15 protein-coding genes are annotated in these 18775 nt (G+C 65.1%); 5 read left to right on the top strand and 10 right to left on the bottom strand.

Going from position 1 to position 18775, the window contains the following annotated elements; genetic code table 11:
- Nucleotides 1-9: 9 nt before the first annotated feature.
- From G6N49_RS10590 to G6N49_RS10625, 8 genes are all read right to left on the bottom strand, one after another.
- A complete protein-coding gene (locus tag G6N49_RS10590) occupies nt 10-1281 on the bottom strand; it encodes a cytochrome P450 (protein ID WP_011855646.1) in 1272 nt (423 codons plus the stop codon).
- Nucleotides 1282-1404: 123 nt separating this feature from the next.
- On the bottom strand, nt 1405-2622 hold the full coding sequence (locus G6N49_RS10595) for a cytochrome P450 (RefSeq protein ID WP_064873350.1): 1218 nt from the start codon (nt 2620-2622) through the stop codon (nt 1405-1407).
- Between the two features lie 166 nt (nt 2623-2788).
- Nucleotides 2789-4291, bottom strand: a complete 1503-nt coding sequence (locus G6N49_RS10600; protein ID WP_011855645.1) for an aldehyde dehydrogenase family protein — start codon at nt 4289-4291, stop codon at nt 2789-2791.
- Complete coding sequence (locus tag G6N49_RS10605) at nt 4284-5318, bottom strand: SDR family oxidoreductase (RefSeq protein ID WP_041925055.1); 1035 nt, start codon at nt 5316-5318, stop codon at nt 4284-4286. Before G6N49_RS10605 ends, G6N49_RS10600 begins: the two co-directional genes overlap by 8 nt.
- Nucleotides 5311-6447 (bottom strand): spirocyclase AveC family protein, encoded by a 1137-nt coding sequence (locus G6N49_RS10610; protein WP_011559936.1) that lies wholly within the window; start codon nt 6445-6447, stop codon nt 5311-5313. Before G6N49_RS10610 ends, G6N49_RS10605 begins: the two co-directional genes overlap by 8 nt.
- A gap of 4 nt (nt 6448-6451) precedes the next feature.
- Nucleotides 6452-7570 (bottom strand): ABC transporter substrate-binding protein, encoded by a 1119-nt coding sequence (locus tag G6N49_RS10615; protein WP_011855643.1) that lies wholly within the window; start codon nt 7568-7570, stop codon nt 6452-6454.
- Nucleotides 7571-7653: 83 nt separating this feature from the next.
- The gene (locus G6N49_RS10620) at nt 7654-8505 is read right to left on the bottom strand and encodes a CbbQ/NirQ/NorQ/GpvN family protein (protein ID WP_011559934.1); all 852 of its coding nucleotides are present in this window, start codon (nt 8503-8505) and stop codon (nt 7654-7656) included.
- Nucleotides 8506-8646: 141 nt separating this feature from the next.
- Complete coding sequence (locus tag G6N49_RS10625) at nt 8647-10293, bottom strand: nitric oxide reductase activation protein NorD (protein ID WP_234789167.1); 1647 nt, start codon at nt 10291-10293, stop codon at nt 8647-8649.
- A gap of 132 nt (nt 10294-10425) precedes the next feature.
- Between G6N49_RS10625 and G6N49_RS10630 the strand changes: the two genes are divergently transcribed.
- The 5 genes from G6N49_RS10630 (at nt 10426) to G6N49_RS10650 (ending at nt 16439) form a co-directional block, all read left to right on the top strand.
- Nucleotides 10426-11583 carry an acyl-CoA dehydrogenase family protein gene (locus tag G6N49_RS10630; RefSeq protein ID WP_011855641.1) on the top strand — a complete coding sequence of 386 codons (1158 nt, stop codon included), beginning with the start codon at nt 10426-10428 and terminating at the stop codon, nt 11581-11583.
- The gene (locus G6N49_RS10635; RefSeq protein ID WP_011855640.1) at nt 11580-12704 is read left to right on the top strand and encodes an acyl-CoA dehydrogenase family protein; all 1125 of its coding nucleotides are present in this window, start codon (nt 11580-11582) and stop codon (nt 12702-12704) included. Before G6N49_RS10630 ends, G6N49_RS10635 begins: the two co-directional genes overlap by 4 nt.
- Complete coding sequence (locus G6N49_RS10640; protein WP_011559931.1) at nt 12701-13675, top strand: SDR family NAD(P)-dependent oxidoreductase; 975 nt, start codon at nt 12701-12703, stop codon at nt 13673-13675. Before G6N49_RS10635 ends, G6N49_RS10640 begins: the two co-directional genes overlap by 4 nt.
- A gap of 14 nt (nt 13676-13689) precedes the next feature.
- Nucleotides 13690-14970, top strand: a complete 1281-nt coding sequence (locus tag G6N49_RS10645; RefSeq protein ID WP_064915834.1) for an amidohydrolase family protein — start codon at nt 13690-13692, stop codon at nt 14968-14970.
- A 173-nt stretch (nt 14971-15143) separates the two neighbouring features.
- Nucleotides 15144-16439, top strand: coding sequence for an MCE family protein (locus G6N49_RS10650; RefSeq protein WP_011855639.1), 1296 nt, complete (start codon nt 15144-15146; stop codon nt 16437-16439).
- Nucleotides 16440-16478: 39 nt separating this feature from the next.
- Here G6N49_RS10650 and G6N49_RS10655 read toward each other — a convergent pair whose 3' ends face one another.
- Both G6N49_RS10655 and G6N49_RS10660 read right to left on the bottom strand, forming a co-directional pair.
- Nucleotides 16479-17672 (bottom strand): cytochrome P450, encoded by a 1194-nt coding sequence (locus G6N49_RS10655; RefSeq protein WP_011559928.1) that lies wholly within the window; start codon nt 17670-17672, stop codon nt 16479-16481.
- Between the two features lie 22 nt (nt 17673-17694).
- Nucleotides 17695-18768 carry an NAD(P)H-dependent amine dehydrogenase family protein gene (locus G6N49_RS10660; protein ID WP_011559927.1) on the bottom strand — a complete coding sequence of 358 codons (1074 nt, stop codon included), beginning with the start codon at nt 18766-18768 and terminating at the stop codon, nt 17695-17697.
- Nucleotides 18769-18775: the final 7 nt, after the last annotated feature.

Here is an 18775-nt window from a genome sequence, read left to right on the forward strand (position 1 = left end):
CGTACACCCTCAGGGGTCCGGCAGGGGTTCGAACTCGATGTGCAGAGCCGAGAGCCCCCGCATGATGAACGTCGGGTCGTACTCGTACTTCCGCTCACCGGCGGGTCCGTGCATCTCTTCGGAGATGCGGATGTTCGCCATGCGGTCCAGCAGGCGGTTCATCGAGATGCGCGCTTCGGCGCGTGCCAACGGCGCGCCGGGACATGAGTGCGGCCCGCGTCCGAACGCGACGTGCTCACGCACATTGCCTCGGTCGGGCCGGAACTCGTGTGGATTCTCGAACTTGCGTGGGTCACGGTTGCTGGCACCGGGTAGCAGCATGACGATGGTGCCGGCTGGAATGTCCGCGTCACCGAGCGTCGTCGTGGTGCGCGCCAATCGGAAGTGGCTCTTGACCGGGCTCTCCGTCCGCAGACACTCTTCGAGGAATGTCGGTATGCGGGTCCGCTCATCGCGAAGAACCTGTTGGATGTCGGGGCGCTCGCCCATCACCCGCATCGCGGTGCTGAGAAGCTTTGTCGTCGTCTCCATTCCGGCCGCGAACAGGAATGTCGCGAGTTTGACGACCTCGTCGACATCCGGCACCGATCCGTCCGGGTAGGTCGCCGCAGCCAGTTCGGTCAACACGTCCTCGCGAGGTTCGCGCCTGCGGTCGATGACATATGAGGCGAACTTCTCGTCCAGCCACATCAGCGGGTTGTGCGCAACGGTGTCCTCGGCGCCGATGTCGCCGACGACCTCGTCGCCGAGGGCCCGCCTGAATTCGTCGTGGTCCTCGAGAGGAACACCGAGCAGGTCCGCGATCACCAGCATCGACAGCGGTTTCGCGAAGTCCGTCATGAACTCGCAGGATCCACGCTCGAGGAACTTGTCGATCTGCCGGTCGACCAGTCGCCACATGAAATCTTGATTTTCGGCAAGCCGTTTCGGGGTGATCAGCTTGCTCAACAGGCCGCGAGTTCTCGCATGCTGCTCAGCGTCCATCGTCACCACGTGCTCTGCCATCGGGATGGCAGTTCGGTGCTCCTCGATCTGCGCGGTGATGTCGTCGCCTTCCGGTGTGAACGGCAGCGGCGGAAACGGTCCCGCCACGGCGACACACGAGGACATCGCGGGGTCCTTGTACGCCGCCAGAGCCTCCTGGTGTCCCGTCACCGCCATCACGCCGTACGGAGTGGCCCGCTGTACCGGGCACTTGGCTCGCAGGTAGTCGAAGTAGGGGTACGGGTCGGGGACCAGGGACATGTCGGTGAAGTAGTCGACCGACTCGAAATCGCTCACATTGCCTCCCTAATGGGCACTGACGCCCGGCTGTCGCAGAACAAAAGCAGGTTGGTAGACACCGAGTCGACCGAACGCGTCACACGCGGTGTGAACGATCTCGCGCACACGGCACCGGTCCTCCTATGCGGGGTCGAACAACACGGGTAGCGACGTCGGCGACCGAAACACCTGTCCGCGGATGTGCGGGTCGTCGCCGTCGGGATCCATTCGCAGGTTGGGCAAACGGTCCAGCAGGAGGTTGATCGCGGTGCGCATCTCGAGACGTGCCAGATGCATTCCGAGGCAGACGTGGACGCCGTAGCCCCATCCGAGGTTGGCCTTGGCCTGCCGGAAGATGTCGAACTTGTCTGGATCCGGGTAGCGCTCCTCCTGCCTGTTCGCAGAACCCAGCATCGGCATCACCGTCGCGCCTGCCGGAATCTTCACCCCGCCCAGTTCGGTGTCGCGCGTCGCGACACGCGTGATCGTGAGCAGCGGCGGCTCCCACCGCACACCCTCCTCGATGGCCTGAGGCAGCAGCGACCGGTCCTCACGGATCGCATCCAGCTGTGCGGGATCCGACAGCAGCCCGAAGAGCAGGCTTCCCAGCGATCGATATGTCGTCTCCACGCCTGCGGGCAGCAACAGCCGGAGGAACGAGTAGATCTCCTCGTCCGCGAGCTTCTCCCCGTCGATCTCGGCCTCCGCCAGTCGGCTGATCAAATCGTCCTTCGGTTCCGCGCGGCGTGCTTCGAGGATCGGCGCGAAGTAGTCGCACAGGGCGGCCGATGCGGCCAACCCGCGTTCCGGGTTCATGATCCAACTCAGCAGGGAGATCGACCAGCGCTGAAACTGCGGATAGTCCTCGCGGGGCAGTCCGAGAAGTCCCGCGATGATCTGGCTCGGGTAGTCGAAGGTGAACTCCTTCACCAGGTCCGCCTTGCCCTTGGACGCGAACTTGTCGATCAGTGAGTTCCCCACGCGCCCGACGAGTTCGTCCTCCCACTTGGCCAGTGCCTTCTGGGTGAACGCCTTGGACACCAACGAGCGCAGCCTGCCGTGAATCGGTTCGTCCATCCCGAGCATCACGCCTTCGCCCAGCACCGGACCGAACGCATCGATCACGCCTCTCGACGAGAACGTTTCGTTGTCGCGGAGCATCTGCTGAATTTCCTCGTGCCGATAGACGATGAACATCGGCAGCGATTCCTCGTGCGGCAGCATCCCGGAGGTCTCCAGGCGCTGGACGGGCTCCTCACGGCGCAGTCGCGCCAATTCGGTGTACGGGTCGCGAACGTCACCCGATATCGCGTCGTCGAAGGCGCCGAAATCGTCGAGATCGTCGAAAAGCTGTTCCATCATTGCTCCTTCAAGCTGCTAGGCCCCCTGGTCGGGATCTACTGCTCCTCGCGCAAGCGCTCGTCGGGATCTACTGCTCCTCGCGCAAGCGCTCGTCGGGATCTACTGCTCCTCGCGCAAGCGCTCGTCGGGATCTACTGCTCCTCGCGCAAGCGCTCGTCGGGATCTACTGCTCCTCGCGCAAGCGCTCGTCGGCCGGGTAGGCAACAGATTTCACCTCCGTGTACTGGCTGAATCCCACGATCCCGTTCTGGCGTCCGACGCCACTGTCCTTGTAACCACCGAAAGGTGTGTCTGCCCCGTAGCCCGCCGTCCCGTTCAGCCCGATGAAACCGGCGCGCAGCCGGCGCGCGACGGCGAGCGAACGATCCAACGAGCTCGACATCACGTTGCCGGCGAGGCCGTACACGCTGTCGTTGGCGATCCGGATCGCGTCTTCCTCGTCCTCGTACGGAATGACGACCAGCACCGGCCCGAAGATCTCCTCCTGCGCGATCGTCATCGAATTGTCGACGTCGGTGAACAGTGTCGGACTGACCCAGAACCCCTTGTCGAATTCCTTGGGTGCCTCGGTGCTGCCCACGAGCAGGGTCGCGCCTTCGTCGACGCCCCTCTGGATGTATCCGAGGATGCGTGCCTGCTGCCTACCGGAGATGACCGGGCCGCAGATGGTGCCCGGATCCTGCGGGTCCGCGGCCCTCATGTTCTCGTAGAGGGCCTTGAGAAGCGCGACACCCTCGTCGTATCGGGACCGCGGCAAGAGCATTCGGGTCGGTGCCGCACACCCCTGGCCGGCGTGCATGAGCGGGCCGATGCCGATGAGGCAGGCGGTGTTGAAGTCCGCGTCCTCCAGAACGATCGTCGCCGACTTACCTCCGAGTTCGAGGAACAGCCGCTTCATGGTCGCGGCACCCTTCTCCATGATCCTCTTGCCCACCACGGTCGACCCGGTGAACGAGATCATGTCGACCTTCGGTGAGATGGTCAGTTCCTCGCCGACGAAGTGATCGGATGCGGTGACGACGTTGACGACACCGGCTGGGAAGTCGGTCTTCTCGGCGATCAGACGTCCGAGCCGTGTCGCGTTGAACGGAGTGTTCGGCGCCGGCTTGAGGACCACCGTGTTGCCCGCCGCCAACGCCGGGCCGAGTTTGTTGACGGTGACCTCGAACGGAAAGTTCCACGGCACGATGGCGCCGACGACCCCGACCGGTTCGTGCCACACTTTGCGTCGGGTGTTCACACCGGTTACCGAGACGACCTTGTCGCCGAGATCGGTCTCCCAAGTGAATTCGTCGATCAGCCGCGCAGGATATTTCAGCCCGTCTTCGAGCGGCGCGTCCAACTGCGGGCCGTAGGTCACCGCGCGCGGCGCGCCCGCTTCGAGGATGAGCTCCTCGCGCAACTCCGCCAACTCGCCTTCGATCGCTTCGTGCAACTGCAGCAGGCAGCGCTTGCGGAGTTCGCCGTTGGTGGACCAGTCCGTCTCGTCGAACGCCCGGCGCGCAGCGTCGATCGCCCGCTGCATATCCGCTCTCGACGCGTCGGCGACCTCGCCGAGCACCTCCTCGTTCGCGGGGTTGACATTGATGAAGGTTCCCGCCTCACCGTCGACGAGTTTGCCGTCGATCAACATCCGCGACTCGGACGTCACATTCACATCAGGCATCGTTGGCACTCCCCTCTTGTCGAGGTTCCTCCTTGGTGGGCGTGAGCCGCGTGGCCAGCGACACCAACCGCATGAGAACCGGCTCGGGCAGCACCTTGGCCGCGAACACCATTGCCTTCTGCGCAGTCGTCAACGGGTAGGCCCCGTCCGTCATGGCACCCTGCCGAGGGATTCCCATCACGAGCCTCGACATGTGGTGCATTCCCGCGGCCGGGAGAATCCGGTTGAACATCAACAGCATGGATGCGTCGGGCCCGACACCGCGACGGCGGAACGGTTTCTCGTCCGCCAACGCCTTGACCAGTCCGTCGGTGAATCGTTCCGGTGGCCGCGCCAACCGCATCGCGAACCGCCCGCGGGTGTTCATGGTGGCATGGATGCGGGCATACGGCCCTTCGAAGTTCCGGTCGTCGGTGGTCCCCGCGTCGGTGATGATGTCGGTGTCGTAGGTACCGGTCACCAGAACGGTCACGCCGAGACCGAACGGTGCGATCTCCCCCGCCATCGACTCACCCCAACGCTCCAGCGCCCCCTTCGCCGCCGAGTACGGTGCGATGGCAGGCTGGCCTCGCACTCCACCTGCACTCGACACGAGTACGATTCGCCCGCGGCCCGCCGCGCGCATCGCCGGGAGCAACGCCTTCGTCAGCGCGACCGGACCCATCACGTGCGTCGCGAACATCTTCTGCCACAACTCGATGTCGGTCTCCTCCACCACTCCCGCAGCGGAGATCCCGGCGTTGTGCACCAGGGCATATGGCGCGCCGACGGCCTCCTCGATCAACTTGGCCGCCGCGGCGACCGAGGCCGTGTCCATGAGGTCGAGTTGCACGCAGACCAGACGGTCGTCGTCATCGGTGGCTCCGGCGGCCTCGCGTAGTAACGCAGCGCACTCACCGGGTGTGCGCATCGCGGCCACCACGCGCCACCCCTCGCGGTAGAGGCGTACGGCCGAGGCGAAACCAAGTCCGCGCGATGCACCCGTGATGACGACTGTCCGCTCGTCGCGGCGGCGCGGCTCACCCATTCTGGTTCTCAACTGCGCAGGCACCTTCGCCCGGTGGCGGAGGCTCGACGTCGGGCCGCCCGTCGGGTTGCCCACTCATCCACGTCGACCAGATGCCGACCGAGAATGGCCCCTCCGCCCCGGCCTTCTCGTAATAACCCTGCGGGTCATACACTTTCGCCTCTGGATAGGGCCACGGGCAGGCCACCGACGTAGCGGCTCCGCTGGCCTTGATCACCGCGAACCACGCTCCGTAGGCGAAGTACGACACGTTGATGATCACGAACATCACCAGGAAGGTGCCCAGCGCCGGCTTGGAACGGAACAACTTCGCCCTGGCAGAGAGCTTCTCGGCCACCGACTTACCGGTGTCGTCGCGGTAACAGAGGATGGCGGCCGGAACCATCACGAAGCAGACGGCGAACGACTCCCAGATGAGAGGGAACTGGAACGTCGTGCCGGCGAACACCGATCCGAACGGGATGACCTGCGAGTAGATGTACATCCCGGTGCGCACGAGGAAGATCTCGAGACATGCATCAAAGATGAAACCGATGACGAGGGCCAGCGAGCCGAGGCTGATCAGCGGATGCCGTGAGAAGAACGACTGCGGCCCCTTCTTCGCCTGCAATTTGCGCAGGATCCACACCGATGGGAAGTAGGGCGCGAAGTAGAACATCACATAGCCGAACACCAGGAACGGTTCCACCGTGGGAGACAACGACACCAGCGGCCAGGACTCTGGCCAGTGGAGCAGTTCAGGGTTGTACACCGCGAACGGCGCCCAGTTCATGATCGGGTCCTGCCACACGATCAGCGTGGTGCACAGGAACATCAGCATCACCGGACTGCCCGGATTGCGCTTCCAGCCGACGATGAAGACGACGACGAGTGCGATCAGGGCCAGTACCGTGCCGACTTCGTGCAGGTAGATCCAGTCGTCCCAGCCGAAGATGAACTCGACGGGCCGCGGTCTGCCTTCGACGTCCGGATTAGCGACGCGGGGATCGAGATTTCGACGCGAGGAGAGCGCGAAGAAGCTGAGAAACGCGACCAGCGCGAGGAATCCGATCCACCCTCCCCAGTTTCGCTTCTCAGTGGGCTTCTCGCGGGTCTGCCCGTCGGATACCAGCGGATCCTTCGTGGTCATCGGCTCAGGACTCCTCTCCGAAGCGATCGACGAGATGGGAGTTGGTGCCGTCGGGGTCGAGCGTCCGGGCGACCAGATAGCCGGCGCCCATCCACGCCCGCCGCGTCCATTTGCCGAAGGAGACCCGGGTTCCCGGCGCGCCCGAGGCCGCGGGCAGCATCTTGACCCGCTCGAGGGCCTCCTTGACTCCCCGCGGACTCAGCGGATGCGCATCGGTGAACGCGCGCACCAGAGTCGCGGCGACGTCGCGGTTCACCACCGATACGCAATATTCCGGGCGACTGCCGTCGTACTTCTTCGCATAGCGGTCGAGGAAGTCCTGTCCGATGGGGTTGCCCTCGTCGTACTGGTCGACGCCGGTCCAACCCAGGAACGCATTCCAGATGATCGGATTGACCCACGCGTTCTGGAACGCGGTGGTGGTGAAACGCGGTGGGTCCCAGTTGACCGCCTCCAGCGCGGGGTTGATGAAGACGATCCCGAAACCGAAGCCGAGGTGCACGATCGCCTCGGCCTTGGCGTCGTGCAGAGCGAGGACGGCGTCGTTGATGTCCTGGGCGGTCTGAGCGATGCTGACCTCGGCGACGATGCGAAGACCCCTGCGGGAACACGCACTTCGCAGGTTCTTCAGATAACTCTCACCGATGAGGCTTTGCTCGACCAGGACGCCGATCTCTTTCAGCCCGCGCTTGGCCATCAGATCGACAAGGAAGATCGGCTCGTCGGTCATGGAGCCCTGCGGGAAGGCGAACGTCCACTCACCCAGCCAGTCGTCGGTTCCGGTGACGCTGATCGCCGGCACCTTGAAGCGTTCCTCGATCGCCTCCTTGGTCGCCACGCAGTTGTCGGTGATGTTGGGTCCGAACACAACCAGGCAGCCCTCGTCGACCAGTTCGCCGTAGGCATCGATGACCGCCTTGACCGATCCCTTCGGCAGACCCTCCACCTCGCGATAGATCATCTGTACCGGCCGATCCATCAGCCCCCGCTCGTGCGCCTCCTCGAAGATCAGATCGAAGCATCGGGTGAATGAGGCCATCAACTCCTCGGGGAACCCGGGCGGCAGCTTGAAGTCCATGAGGTAGCCGACCTTGATCGGCTCGGCGGTGCTTTCGTAGGACATCTGACCTCCTGGGGACCGGCCATCCGCCGGTCCATGGTCGACCTAATATTTGTTCAGACCCTAGCGGGCAACGCCGCGCAGCGTCAATCGTCGGATCCGGCCTGTTGGCCGAGGTAGATGTCGATCATCTCGTGCAGGCCACGCGCCACCTGCATATCGTCGGTGAGCGGCCCGGCGATTGCCGCCCTGGCAGCCTCCTGCATCGTCAGACCTTCGCGAACCAACCGGCCCGCTGCGATGAGCACACGCGTTGATGCGACCTCACGCAGTCCCCCGGTCTCCAGTCGACGGATCGCCTGACCGAACCGGACCAGTTCGGCCGCGGTCGCGTGATCCACACCGGCCTCGCGGGCGACGATGCCCTCCTCGACCTCGGGCGCCGGGAATCCGAACTCGATGGCGACCATACGTTGCCGGGTGGAGTCCTTGAGATCCTTGAGCACGCTCTGGTAACCGGGGTTGTACGACACGACAAGGCCGAACCCCGGCGCCGCGTCCAACGTGATTCCGAGGCGTTCGATCGGAAGTTGGCGCCGGTGGTCACCGAGCGGGTGCAGGACGACGGTGGTGTCCTGGCGCGCTTCGACGACCTCGTCGAGATAGCAGATCGCACCTTCGCGCACCGCGCGCGTCAGCGGACCGTCGACCCATACCGTCTCGTCACCCTTCAGCAGGAAACGGCCGACGAGGTCGGCGGTAGTGAGGTCGTCATGGCATGCGACGGTGATCAGCTCCCGGCCGAGGTCGTGGGCCATCGCCTCGACGAAGCGGGTCTTCCCGCACCCCGTCGGCCCCTTCAGGACCAACGACAGCCCCTGCCGATAGGCCGCCTTGAAGACCGTCTCCTCATTACCGACGGCCTGGTAGTACGGGCGCGGTGACTCGGTCTGCGGCATTGCGTGATTCTGATACGCGAGCCCTATCTCGGCGGCCATGGCGTCCCTTTCGTCGTCCGCACCCTTGCGGTCCGATCCACCCTAATGCGGAACAGATGTTTGTTTCAATACCTGCGGATGCGCGCCTTGTCGGCGTACTGCGTTCTGCGACTTGCGATAAGCACGAACTTCCCCGATCTACTACGACACACGACGCCGTACCTCCGCAGAACGAAGGGCCGACCGGAAAAGGGGGCCGACCACACCGGCGAGTTGGTCCGGACCGGCGATCGTCGCGTGCGCCGCGCTGCCGAACACCCGTTGCAGCGACGCCACGTCCGTGCTCGCGCCGATGGTGAGGCAGACGCACCCCGTACCGCGGCGGCGGGCCTCCGTCAGCGCACGTCTGGCATCAGCAGCCCCGTATGCCCGCTCGTAGCCGTGGTCGTAGGCAAGCCCGTCGGAGATCACCACCAACAGTCGGCGCGACGTTCCGCCGCGGGACTCCAGGACAGCCGACCCGTGGCGGATCGCGGCGCCCAGCCGGGAGTAGGCACCCGGTTCCAAGCTGTTCAACCGCCTGACGACCCTCGCGTCGAGGTGATCGTCGAACCGCTTGACGGGCACCATGGTGACCGCGGTGCGCCCCTGTGAGTAGTAGGCGTACAGCGCCACCCGGTCGCCGAGGTCGTTGAGTGCGACCGTGAGGTTCGCGACCGCGGTGCGTTGCTGCTGATGCACCGTTCGGCCGACGGTCCCGGGCTCAGCTGTCGATCCCGAGACGTCCAGCAGGAGGAGAACGGACAGATCACGACGCCGACGCAGGCTGTCGAGGTAGACGGCCTCGTCGGGCACCGATCCCGCGATCACCTCCACGCGCGCTTCGATGGCCGCGTCGATGTCTATGTCATCGCCTTGGAACTGCCGGTGCCGCCGGTGCAGCCCCATCCCCAGTCGGGCCAGCGGCCTACGCACATTGACGGCACTCTCGATCGCCTGGGGAGCCGAGGCTTTGATCCTCGCTTCGACTTCACGGACCGTGCACCAGTCGGGTCGGTACGCCTTGCGTTTCCCGTCCCACTCGGGATACTTCAGGCCGTCGGTCATGACATCGGGGACGTCGTCACCGGATGCCGTGGCCGTCGACGACACCGCGTAGGCGCCTCGGTTCGCCGAATTCGTCCGGTGGGTGGGTGAATCAGCACCGGGTGGACCGCCACCGCTGCCGCCGCTCTTGCGCGCCGACGACAGCAGCTTCTTCAACCACTTTCCGACGGAGCCCCCACCGCCGACGGGACTGGTGAACAGGTCCGGGTCGTCAGTGTCGTCCACCTCGCCATCGTCGAGTTCTTCGAGATCTTCCGTGGCCTCCCGACGCGGGACGTGGCCAACGGTCTCGTGGTCGGCCTGCACGGCAGCCTTGCTGTTCGCGGCGATGACCTTCCTGGCACGGACGACACCGAACACCGCAGGGGCCTCGTCGAGCGCCTCCTTGCCCGACGCCAACGACAACGACGCCGCCGGCGAATCGCTGCGGCCCGCGACGTGCGGGTCGGCCAGCGAGGCCAGCGCGCCCGGCAGCAGATCCCGGTTGGCGAACAACGCCCGATGACCTTCGACGACCGCATACCGCCTGGCTATCCGAGGACGCATGACCAGCTTCGCCATGATCTCGGAGTCGAGGCTGCCCGCAGCTATCAGCGACGCGTGCACCGCAACCGAATCGAGATTCGCGCGGCCGCCTGCGGTCGGATCGACGAACACGGTCTGCCCGTCGGTCCACGATGGCTCTCCTGACGGCAGCGGGGCCACCGCCACGGGTTGACCCGCAAGCACCGATGCCAACATGCCCAGGCCCCGAAGGCTGCCGTCGTCGACGTCGTCTGCCACCGTGACCTCCGCGCCCTCGTTGACCAAATATCTGTTCCACCGTAGAGTTCGGTCTCATCGGAGTCAATCGAACGAGGTCGGTTGGAGAGCGTGGATTTCTCATACCCGCAAGAAGCTGAACAATTTCGGAAAGACCTGCGCACATGGCTGTCTGCGCACCTGACCCGGAACGTGATCGACAGCGACTCCCGACGCGGCGCAGATGACGACGCCTTCCAGACGTTGCGCGCCTGGAACGCGACCATGGCCGACGCCGGCTGGGCAGCGGTGTCATGGCCATCGGACTACGGCGGGCGTGACGCAACGCCAGTGGAGCAACTGATTTACGCCGAGGAAACGACCCGGGCACGAGTTCCGCTGCCGTTGAACATCATCGGGATGAACAACATTGCCCCGGCGATCATCCAATACGGCACCGAGTCCCAGAAGGCCACCCTGCTCCCCCGCATGCTGCGCGCCGACGACATCTGGTGTCAGGGGATGTCCGAACCCGAAGCCGGTTCGGATCTGGCGTCGTTGCGCACCCGAGCGGTCCGCGACGGTGACGACTTCGTGGTGTCCGGCCAGAAGATCTGGACCTCGCTCGGCCATCGCGCGGACTGGTGCCAGCTGTTCGTCCGGACGGATCCGGATGCGCCCAAGCACAAAGGGATTTCGTGCTTCATCGTGGACATGTCGTCGCCGGGCATCGAGGCGCGCCCGCTCGTCACGCTCAACGGCGCAGCCGATTTTGCCGAGGTCTTCTTCAACGATGTCCGGGTACCCGCAGGCGCACTCCTCGGTCCTTTGAACAAGGGCTGGCACGTCGCCACCACCACGCTGAGCTTCGAACGCGCCGGCGCGGCCCGGCTGTACGCCGAGATGCAACTGCGGCTCACCGACCTCGCCGCGGATCTCGCCGTGAACTGCGGCACCGGCACCGGCTCACTCGACGAACCGTCCGTCCTGCAGCGGTTGGGCGAGCTCGACCTGCGAATCAAGAACCTCGAAGTGCTCTGTCAGCGTTCGATCTCCGCGGGAATGCACGGCGGGGACCCGTTCGCGACGGCAAGCCTGGCCAAAACGGTCTGGGGTGAGATCGGCAAGGACCTCGCCGCACTGGCCTTCGACACAGTGGACGCCGGCAGTGCGGCTCAAAAGTGGGACGAGTTCCGCCTGACATCCCACGCGCTGACGATCGCCGGCGGCACCACGCAGATCAACAAGAACATCACCGCTCAACGCGTGCTGGGGTTGCCCCGCTCATGAACCTCGAACTCACCGACGAGCAGCGGGCGCTCCGCGACACCGTCCGCCGTTTCCTTGCCGAGAAGGCATCCATGGCCGACCACGTCCGCCCCATGCTCACCGACCCGACGGGTACGACGGACGCGGTCTGGAACGGGCTGGCGGCGCTCGGCACCACCGCGCTGCTGATTCCCGCCGAGTTCGGCGGCGAGGGCGCGTCGATGCTCGAGGCGGGAGTCGCACTCGAGGAGCTGGGCGCGGCGCTGCACCCGGGGCCGTGGCTGTCCAGTGCGGTGGCAGCACCGCGTGCCCTCGGCCGTTTCGGAGTCACGAACGAAGCGGCGGCACTGTACGGCGCGCTGGCCGACGGGTCCACGATCGCGACCGTCGCCCTCGCGGGCGAGAGGACGCCGACGGTGCACCGCGACGGCGCCGGTCTGACGCTTCGCGGTGAACTCGATCGCGTCTCCGACGCGGCGGCCGCGGATGTCCTCCTGGTACCCGTCGGCGACTCGGAGCGCACCGACCTCATCGCCGTCGCGACCTCGTCGCCGGCCGTCTCGATCACGCCGATTTCGGGAATCGATCAGAGCCGCAAGTTGTTTCGGGTGTGTCTCGACGATGCGCCTGGGCAGGTCGTGGGAGTCTCCGACGGGCAGGCGGTCCGGGCGCTCGTCGACGATCTTCTCATTGCACACGGGTGTGACGCGGTGGGGGCGGCCGGCCGAGTCCTCGCGATGACCGTCGACTACGCCAAGGTGCGCCACCAGTTCGGTCGGCCCATCGGCAGTTTCCAGGCGGTCGCGCACCTCTGTGTGGACATGCACGAAATCGTGGAGCTCGCGCGCAGCGGCGTGCTGTACGCACTGTGGGCCGCCGACCACGCGGACCCGGAGGATCGCCACCGCGCCGCACTGCGAGTCAAGGCGTTCGCCGGGCACCTGACCGGCGTTGCGGACCGGGCGATCCAGGTGTTCGGCGGAATCGGGTTCACCTGGGAACACGACGCGCAGCTCTATCTCAAGCGATTGCTGAGTTTCAGTCGCTTCATGGGCGGGCCCGGGACCTATCTACAACAGCTCGGCGCCGCACTGGCCGCGGCGCATCTTCACCAACGCCGGTCGGAGGCACACACAGCGTGATTGATTTCAAAGACCAGGTGGCGATCGTCACCGGCGCCGGACGCGGGCTCGGCCGGCTCTACGCGCTCGAACTGGCGCGGCGCGGCGCGGCGGTCGTCGTCAACGACCTGGGCGGCACGATGCACGGAGAGGGATCCGACGCCAGTGTCGCCGACCAGGTGGTCGAGGAGATCACCCAGGGCGGCGGCCGCGCCGTGGCGTCCTACGATTCGGTCGACAGTCCCGAAGGCGGCCAGTCCATCGTCGACGCCGCCGTCGACGCCTTCGGCCGCGTCGACGCCGTCGTCAGCAACGCGGGCATCTTCAACAGCATCCCGTTCGACCAGCTCACCGCCGACGATTGGCGTCGGATGCTCAGCGTCCACCTCGATGGCGGCTTCTACCTCAGCCAGCCCGCGTTCAAGGTCATGGCGAAGCAGAAATCCGGCCGGTTCGTCTTCATCTCATCGTCGGCAGGCAACTTCGGCCAGCCGATGGAGGCTCATTACGCCGCGGCCAAGACCGGTCTGGTGGGGCTGTCGAACGTCATCGCCATTGAGGGCGCCGAACACGGCATTCTCTCGAACACCGTTCTGCCCACCGGGTTCTCACGAATGGTGACCGAGACGGTCGGCGACGAGAAGTTCCTCGCCGAATCCGGCTTCATGCGCGCCATCCGGGCTGAACTCGTCGTTCCGCTCGTGGTTTTCCTCGCAAGTCGCGCGTGTGAATCCACCCATCGCAACTACTCCGCATGCGCGGGCCGCTACGCGCGAGTCTTCGTCGGGCTCAGCGAAGGTTGGCTGGCCGACGCCGAGACCCAGCCGACCGCCGACGACATCCTTGCACACCTCGACGCGATATCGGCAACCGAGAAGTTCATCGTGCCTGACTCCATCGTCGACGAAGTCCTCGAGGTCTGCGATCGCCGTGGCATCAGCCCCATGCCGGACAACGCCGAGGTCGCTTTCCCGGAATCCGCCAAGAAGTAACTGAGGAGATCGAAATGGATATGAACGACTTCGTCCTCGTGTCGGTCGACGATCACATGGTCGAGCCACCGGATATGTTCGACGGCCACATCCCGGCCAAGTACAAGGACGATGTACCGAAGTTGATCCAGCGCGCAGATGGCACCGACGCCTGGGTGTTCGAGGGTCAGGAGGCCACCAATGTGGGCCTCAACGCTGTCGCCGGACGCCCGCCCGACGAGTACGGCGCCGAGCCCACCAAACTCTCCGAGATCCGCGAAGGCTGCTACAACATCCACGAGCGAATTCGCGACATGAACGCCAACGGCGTCGCCGCGGCGTTGTGCTTCCCGTCCTACCCGCAGTTCTGCGGTCAATACTTCGCCCGTGCCCGGGACAAGGACCTGGGCCTGGCCGTGCTGCGCGCCTACAACGACTGGAACATCGACGAGTGGTGCGGGACCTATCCGGGCCGGATGATCCCGCAGGCGCTGCCGCCCATCTGGGATCCGAACCTGATGGCCGAGGAGGTACGGCGGGTGGCGAAGAAGGGCTGCCATGCGGTCTCGTTCTCCGAGAACCCCACCAAGATCGATTATCCGTCGCTGCACGACCCGCACTGGGACCCGTTCTGGCAGGCCTGTAGCGAAACCAACACCGTGGTCAATCTGCACATCGGCTCGTCATCGAGTGTGGTCATCACCTCGATCGATGCTCCGGTGGACACGATGATCACACTCCAGCCGATGAGCATCGTGCAGGCCGCCGCCGATCTCATCTGGTCGCCGATGCTGCGCAGATTCCCCGATCTCAAATTCGCGCTGTCCGAGGGCGGAATCGGTTGGGTGCCCTATTTCCTGGAGCGAATCGACCGGACCTACAAAATGCATCGTGCGTGGACACACCAGGACTTCGGCGACAAGATGCCTAGCGAGGTCTTCCTCGACCGGGTCGCGCTGTGCTTCATCGATGACGAGTTCGGCGTGGAGAACCGCCACAAACTCAACCTCGACATGGTCACCTGGGAGTGCGACTACCCGCATTCGGACTCGACGTGGCCCCTGTCCCCCGAGACGCTGGCGATCTATTTCAACGGCGTTCCGGACGATGAGATCGACAAGATCACCCACTTGAATGCCATGCGGCTCTACTCGTTCGACATGTTCAGCCACATTCCGAAGGAGCAGCTCACGGTCGGGGCGCTGCGCGCTCAAGCCACCGACGTCGACCTCGGGTTCCGCTCATCCGAGCGGCTGAAGAAGACCGGCACCGACACCGTGACGGTTCTGGATCTGGCTTCGAAGCTGTCCACCTAGGCATCCGGCGTGGAGCGGTTGCTCGCGGCGGCTCGACAGGATGCGAGATTGCCTAACTTTTGTTCGGGCAACAGCAGTTTGGAGTCTTTCAACAGGGGCTTGTCTGGTCATTGTGTTTCGGCAAGACCAAAGATATGGTTCTGCAGGGCGGCTGACGGCTGAGGTGGAGCAGGATGGTCGATTTGGGGTTCTCTTCCGATGATCGGCCGCCGTGTGTCGGGAAGCGGGTGACGGCGACCGGGTTCTGTCTTGCGTTGACGCTGACCGGGTGCTCCTTTCAGGGGGTGAACTCGTTGCCGCTGCCCGGGGCCGAGGGGACGGGGCCGGGCGCCACGTCCTACACGGTCGAGATCGCGAATGTCGCGACGCTGGAATCGAATGCGCCGGTGCTGATCGACGACGTCGTCGTCGGCAGCGTCCGCAAGATGACCGTCGACGACTGGCATGCCGAAGTGCAGATCTCGGTCAAACCCGACGTCGTGGTGCCTGCCAACGCGGTGGCCACGGTCGGCCAGACCAGCCTGCTCGGGTCGATGCACCTGGCGCTCAACCCGCCGCTGGGGGAATCGCCGGAGGGTCGACTGCAAGCCGGTGCCACCATCCCCCTGAGTGACTCGTCGACCTATCCGAGCACCGAACGGACGTTGTCGTCGCTGTCGGTCGTCGCCAACGGCGGCGGGCTCGGACAGATCGGCGACATCATCCACAACTTCAACCTCGCGTTGTCCGGTCGTGAACCCGAGATCCGCCAACTGATCACCCGGCTCGACAACTTCGTCGGAGTCCTCGATGCGCAGCGTGAGAACATCATCGCGTCGATCCAGCAGTTGAACCGCGTTGCCGGCACGTTCGCCGGTCAGCGCGACACGATCGACCGGGCGCTCAAAGAGATTCCGCCGGCGTTGGACGTGCTGATCAGCGAACGGCCCCGGCTGACGGCCGCTTTGGACAAGCTCGGGAAACTGGGTGACACCGCAACCGCTCTGGTTGAGGACGCCGGTGATGATCTGGTCAAGGATCTGGAGAATCTGGGGCCGGCTCTCGGGGCGCTCGCCGACATCGGACCCGACCTCAACCTCGCGCTGGCCTTCGCGACGGCCTTCCCCTACGGCCCTTATTACGGCGACCGGATCACCCGTGGTGACTACATCAACCTGTTCGCCACCTTCGACATCACCTATCCGCGCCTGAAGAAGACACTCCTGCAGGGCACCCGGTGGGGTGATGAGAATGCCAAACTCATACCGGCCCCGGGCGACCCCTACTTCCTGAACTATTCGTACAGTCCCATGTCGATCGGTGTTGCGCCGCCACCGGGCGCGGTGCCGCCGGGCGCGACGTTGCCGACGGTGTCCGGACCGCTGCTCCCGGTGTCGCCACCCCCGCCGGCTGCGCCGTGGCTGCCGCAGGCACCGGTCAGTACCTCTTCGCAGATCTTCGCAGGACCCTATGGCCAGGACGCACCGTAGCCGGCCGCAGCCGGGTACCGGGCATTCCGCCTGACGGGGCTAGCCGACCATCACCGGCAGCCTCCCCCAGCCTCGCACGCTCGAGGTATGGGCCATGGCCGCGTTGTCATAGTCGACTTCCCAGTCGGTCCAGCGCAGGAGAACCTCTTCGAGCGCGACCCTGGCCTGCATTCGAGCCAACGACGAGCCGAGACAGAAGTGCAGTCCCTGACCGAACGACAGGTGCGCCCCGGTGCGGTGGATGTCGAAGGTCTCGCCGTCGGGGTACTGCCGCTCATCCCGGTTGGCAGAACCGTTGAGCAGCAACATGATCGAACCCTCGGCGATCAGCTGCCCGTGGCATCGGGTGTCCCGGGCGACGTGCCGTGCCTGCACCGGAGACGGCGCCTGATAGCGCAGCACCTCCTCGATCGCCCGTGGGATCAAGGAGAAGTCGTCGACGAGTTCACGGCGCTGGTCGGGATGCTCGGCGAGGAGCTGACCGATGAACCCGATGAGCCGCGTGGTCGTCTCGTTGCCTGCGCCGGCGATCATGCTGGTGTAGGTCAGGACTTCGACCCGCGTCAGTGGTCGGAGTCTGCCGTTCTCCTCGATCTCCGCATTGAGCAACTGGGTCATCAGGTCGTCGGACGGATGGTCGGCTCGCCATTCGATGTAGTCCGCGAACAGCTGATACGCGTTCTCGAACGTGGCGGCAGACACCGACTGGAAACTGCCGTCCCTCAATCCGATCGCCGAATCGGTGTTGTCGCGAATCTGCTGCTGACCTTGTTCGGGAATGCCGAGTAGATAGCCGATCGTCCGCATCGGGATCAGCGCCCCGAAGTCGGTGATGAAGTCGAAACGCGAGGCGTCGGCGATGGAGTCGAGGGCGCGCACGCAGAATCGCCGGGTCAGCGGCTCGATGGCCCCCATCCGTCGAGGGGTGAAAACCTTGGAGAGCACGCGCCGATGGAGGTCGTGCAGTGGCGGGTCCTCGAACAGGATCACCCCCGGCGGGACCTCAACACCGCTCATGATGACGTCGATCGTCGTACCGCGGCCGGACCGGTAGGTGTCCCAGTCGTGAAGTCCGTCGGCAACGTCTTCGTACCGACTCAATGCGTAGAAGTCGTACTTGTCGTTGTGGTAGAGCGGGGCTTCGTCCCTCATCCGCTTCCAGATCGGGTACGGATCGTCGTCGATGTCGAAATCGAAGGGGTCGTAATAAAGATCCGTGCTGGCTCCGGTCATGTGCCGTCTCCTAGGGCGGTCGTCAGTCGAAAGCGTGGTGCGGCAGGGTGTTCGGCAGATCCAGCGAGCTCAGTAGGCCGGCCGGCGCCGCAACCACATACGGGATTGCATTGACGACCCGCATCGCGGTGGCCGCCATCGCGGCGTGACCCGCCGCCCGCCCCTCGGGCGCACCCACATTCATCGCACAGTGGATATCGGGGTCGCCGTCGATGTCGACGCGGTAGGTGGCGTCGAACTCGGATGCCAACCAGTGCGGCGCCACATCACGTGCCATCCGGATGATGTGCTCGACGACGATGGCTTCCCGGCCGTTGACCACACCCGCGGCCCTGGTGCTCACCGCGCCGCAGGTGCCTGCCTCGATGGTGCCGAATGCCACCTCGATATCCCGGTCGGTGACGCAGCGGTCGAGGGTGCCGCGAACCTCTTCCACCTCGACCCCCAGACCGGCTGCCATCAGGTGAATCGGTGCCCGCCAGGCTATCTCGATGAAACCCGGCGTCTTCAACAGCGGTTCGAAGTCCAGCGGACGGCCGAACCCCATGCCGTTCATCATCACGTCGGCAACCGGATAGTGGTCGTTGAGCGAGACCTCCGTCACCGTCAGACACCGGATCTTCTTCGACTGTGTCGCGAGCAGCAGGGCCAGTTGATCAGAGCCGAAGCCAGGGAAGATGCCGGAGGCGTAGAACGAGGCATTCCCCGCCTTCGCAGCCTCCTCCATTTGGTCGCGCCAGTCGGGTGAGTAATAGGCCGGCGGGTAGACCAGGCTGGTGGACGACGTCGATACGACGTTGATGCCCGCTGCGAGCAACTTCAGGTAGTCGGGCACCGCGCCGGCATCGCGTTGCGGTCCGCTCGCGGCGTACACCACGCAGTCGGGCGCCAAGGCGATCAGCTCATCCGCGTCGTTGGTGGCCGTCACCCCGATCGGACCTCCGCCGGCCAGTTCGCCCGCGTCCCTTCCCACCTTCTCGTCGGAGTGCACCCACACCCCGGCGAGTTCGAGATCGGGTCTGACCCGGATCGCGTCGATGGCGATCGAACCGACGCCGCCCGTCGACCAGACCACGACCCTCAGCGGTGATGTCACGAATCCT

Source organism: Mycolicibacterium monacense, from assembly GCF_010731575.1.
Lineage (GTDB): Bacteria > Actinomycetota > Actinomycetes > Mycobacteriales > Mycobacteriaceae > Mycobacterium > Mycobacterium monacense.

Excerpts from the sequence above, each read along its gene's own strand:
- G6N49_RS10620 (WP_011559934.1), bottom strand. The coding sequence starts at position 8,505 with ATGGCCGCCGAGATAGGGCTCGCGTATCAGAATCACGCAATGCCGCAG.
- G6N49_RS10610 (WP_011559936.1), bottom strand. The coding sequence starts at position 6,447 with ATGACCACGAAGGATCCGCTGGTATCCGACGGGCAGACCCGCGAGAAG.
- G6N49_RS10645 (WP_064915834.1), top strand. The coding sequence starts at position 13,690 with ATGGATATGAACGACTTCGTCCTCGTGTCGGTCGACGATCACATGGTC.
- G6N49_RS10655 (WP_011559928.1), bottom strand. The coding sequence starts at position 17,672 with ATGACCGGAGCCAGCACGGATCTTTATTACGACCCCTTCGATTTCGAC.
- G6N49_RS10615 (WP_011855643.1), bottom strand. The coding sequence starts at position 7,570 with ATGTCCTACGAAAGCACCGCCGAGCCGATCAAGGTCGGCTACCTCATG.
- G6N49_RS10595 (WP_064873350.1), bottom strand. The coding sequence starts at position 2,622 with ATGGAACAGCTTTTCGACGATCTCGACGATTTCGGCGCCTTCGACGAC.
- G6N49_RS10650 (WP_011855639.1), top strand. The coding sequence starts at position 15,144 with ATGGTCGATTTGGGGTTCTCTTCCGATGATCGGCCGCCGTGTGTCGGG.
- G6N49_RS10625 (WP_234789167.1), bottom strand. The coding sequence starts at position 10,293 with ATGTTGGCATCGGTGCTTGCGGGTCAACCCGTGGCGGTGGCCCCGCTG.
- G6N49_RS10635 (WP_011855640.1), top strand. The coding sequence starts at position 11,580 with ATGAACCTCGAACTCACCGACGAGCAGCGGGCGCTCCGCGACACCGTC.
- G6N49_RS10600 (WP_011855645.1), bottom strand. The coding sequence starts at position 4,291 with ATGCCTGATGTGAATGTGACGTCCGAGTCGCGGATGTTGATCGACGGC.
- G6N49_RS10605 (WP_041925055.1), bottom strand. The coding sequence starts at position 5,318 with ATGGGTGAGCCGCGCCGCCGCGACGAGCGGACAGTCGTCATCACGGGT.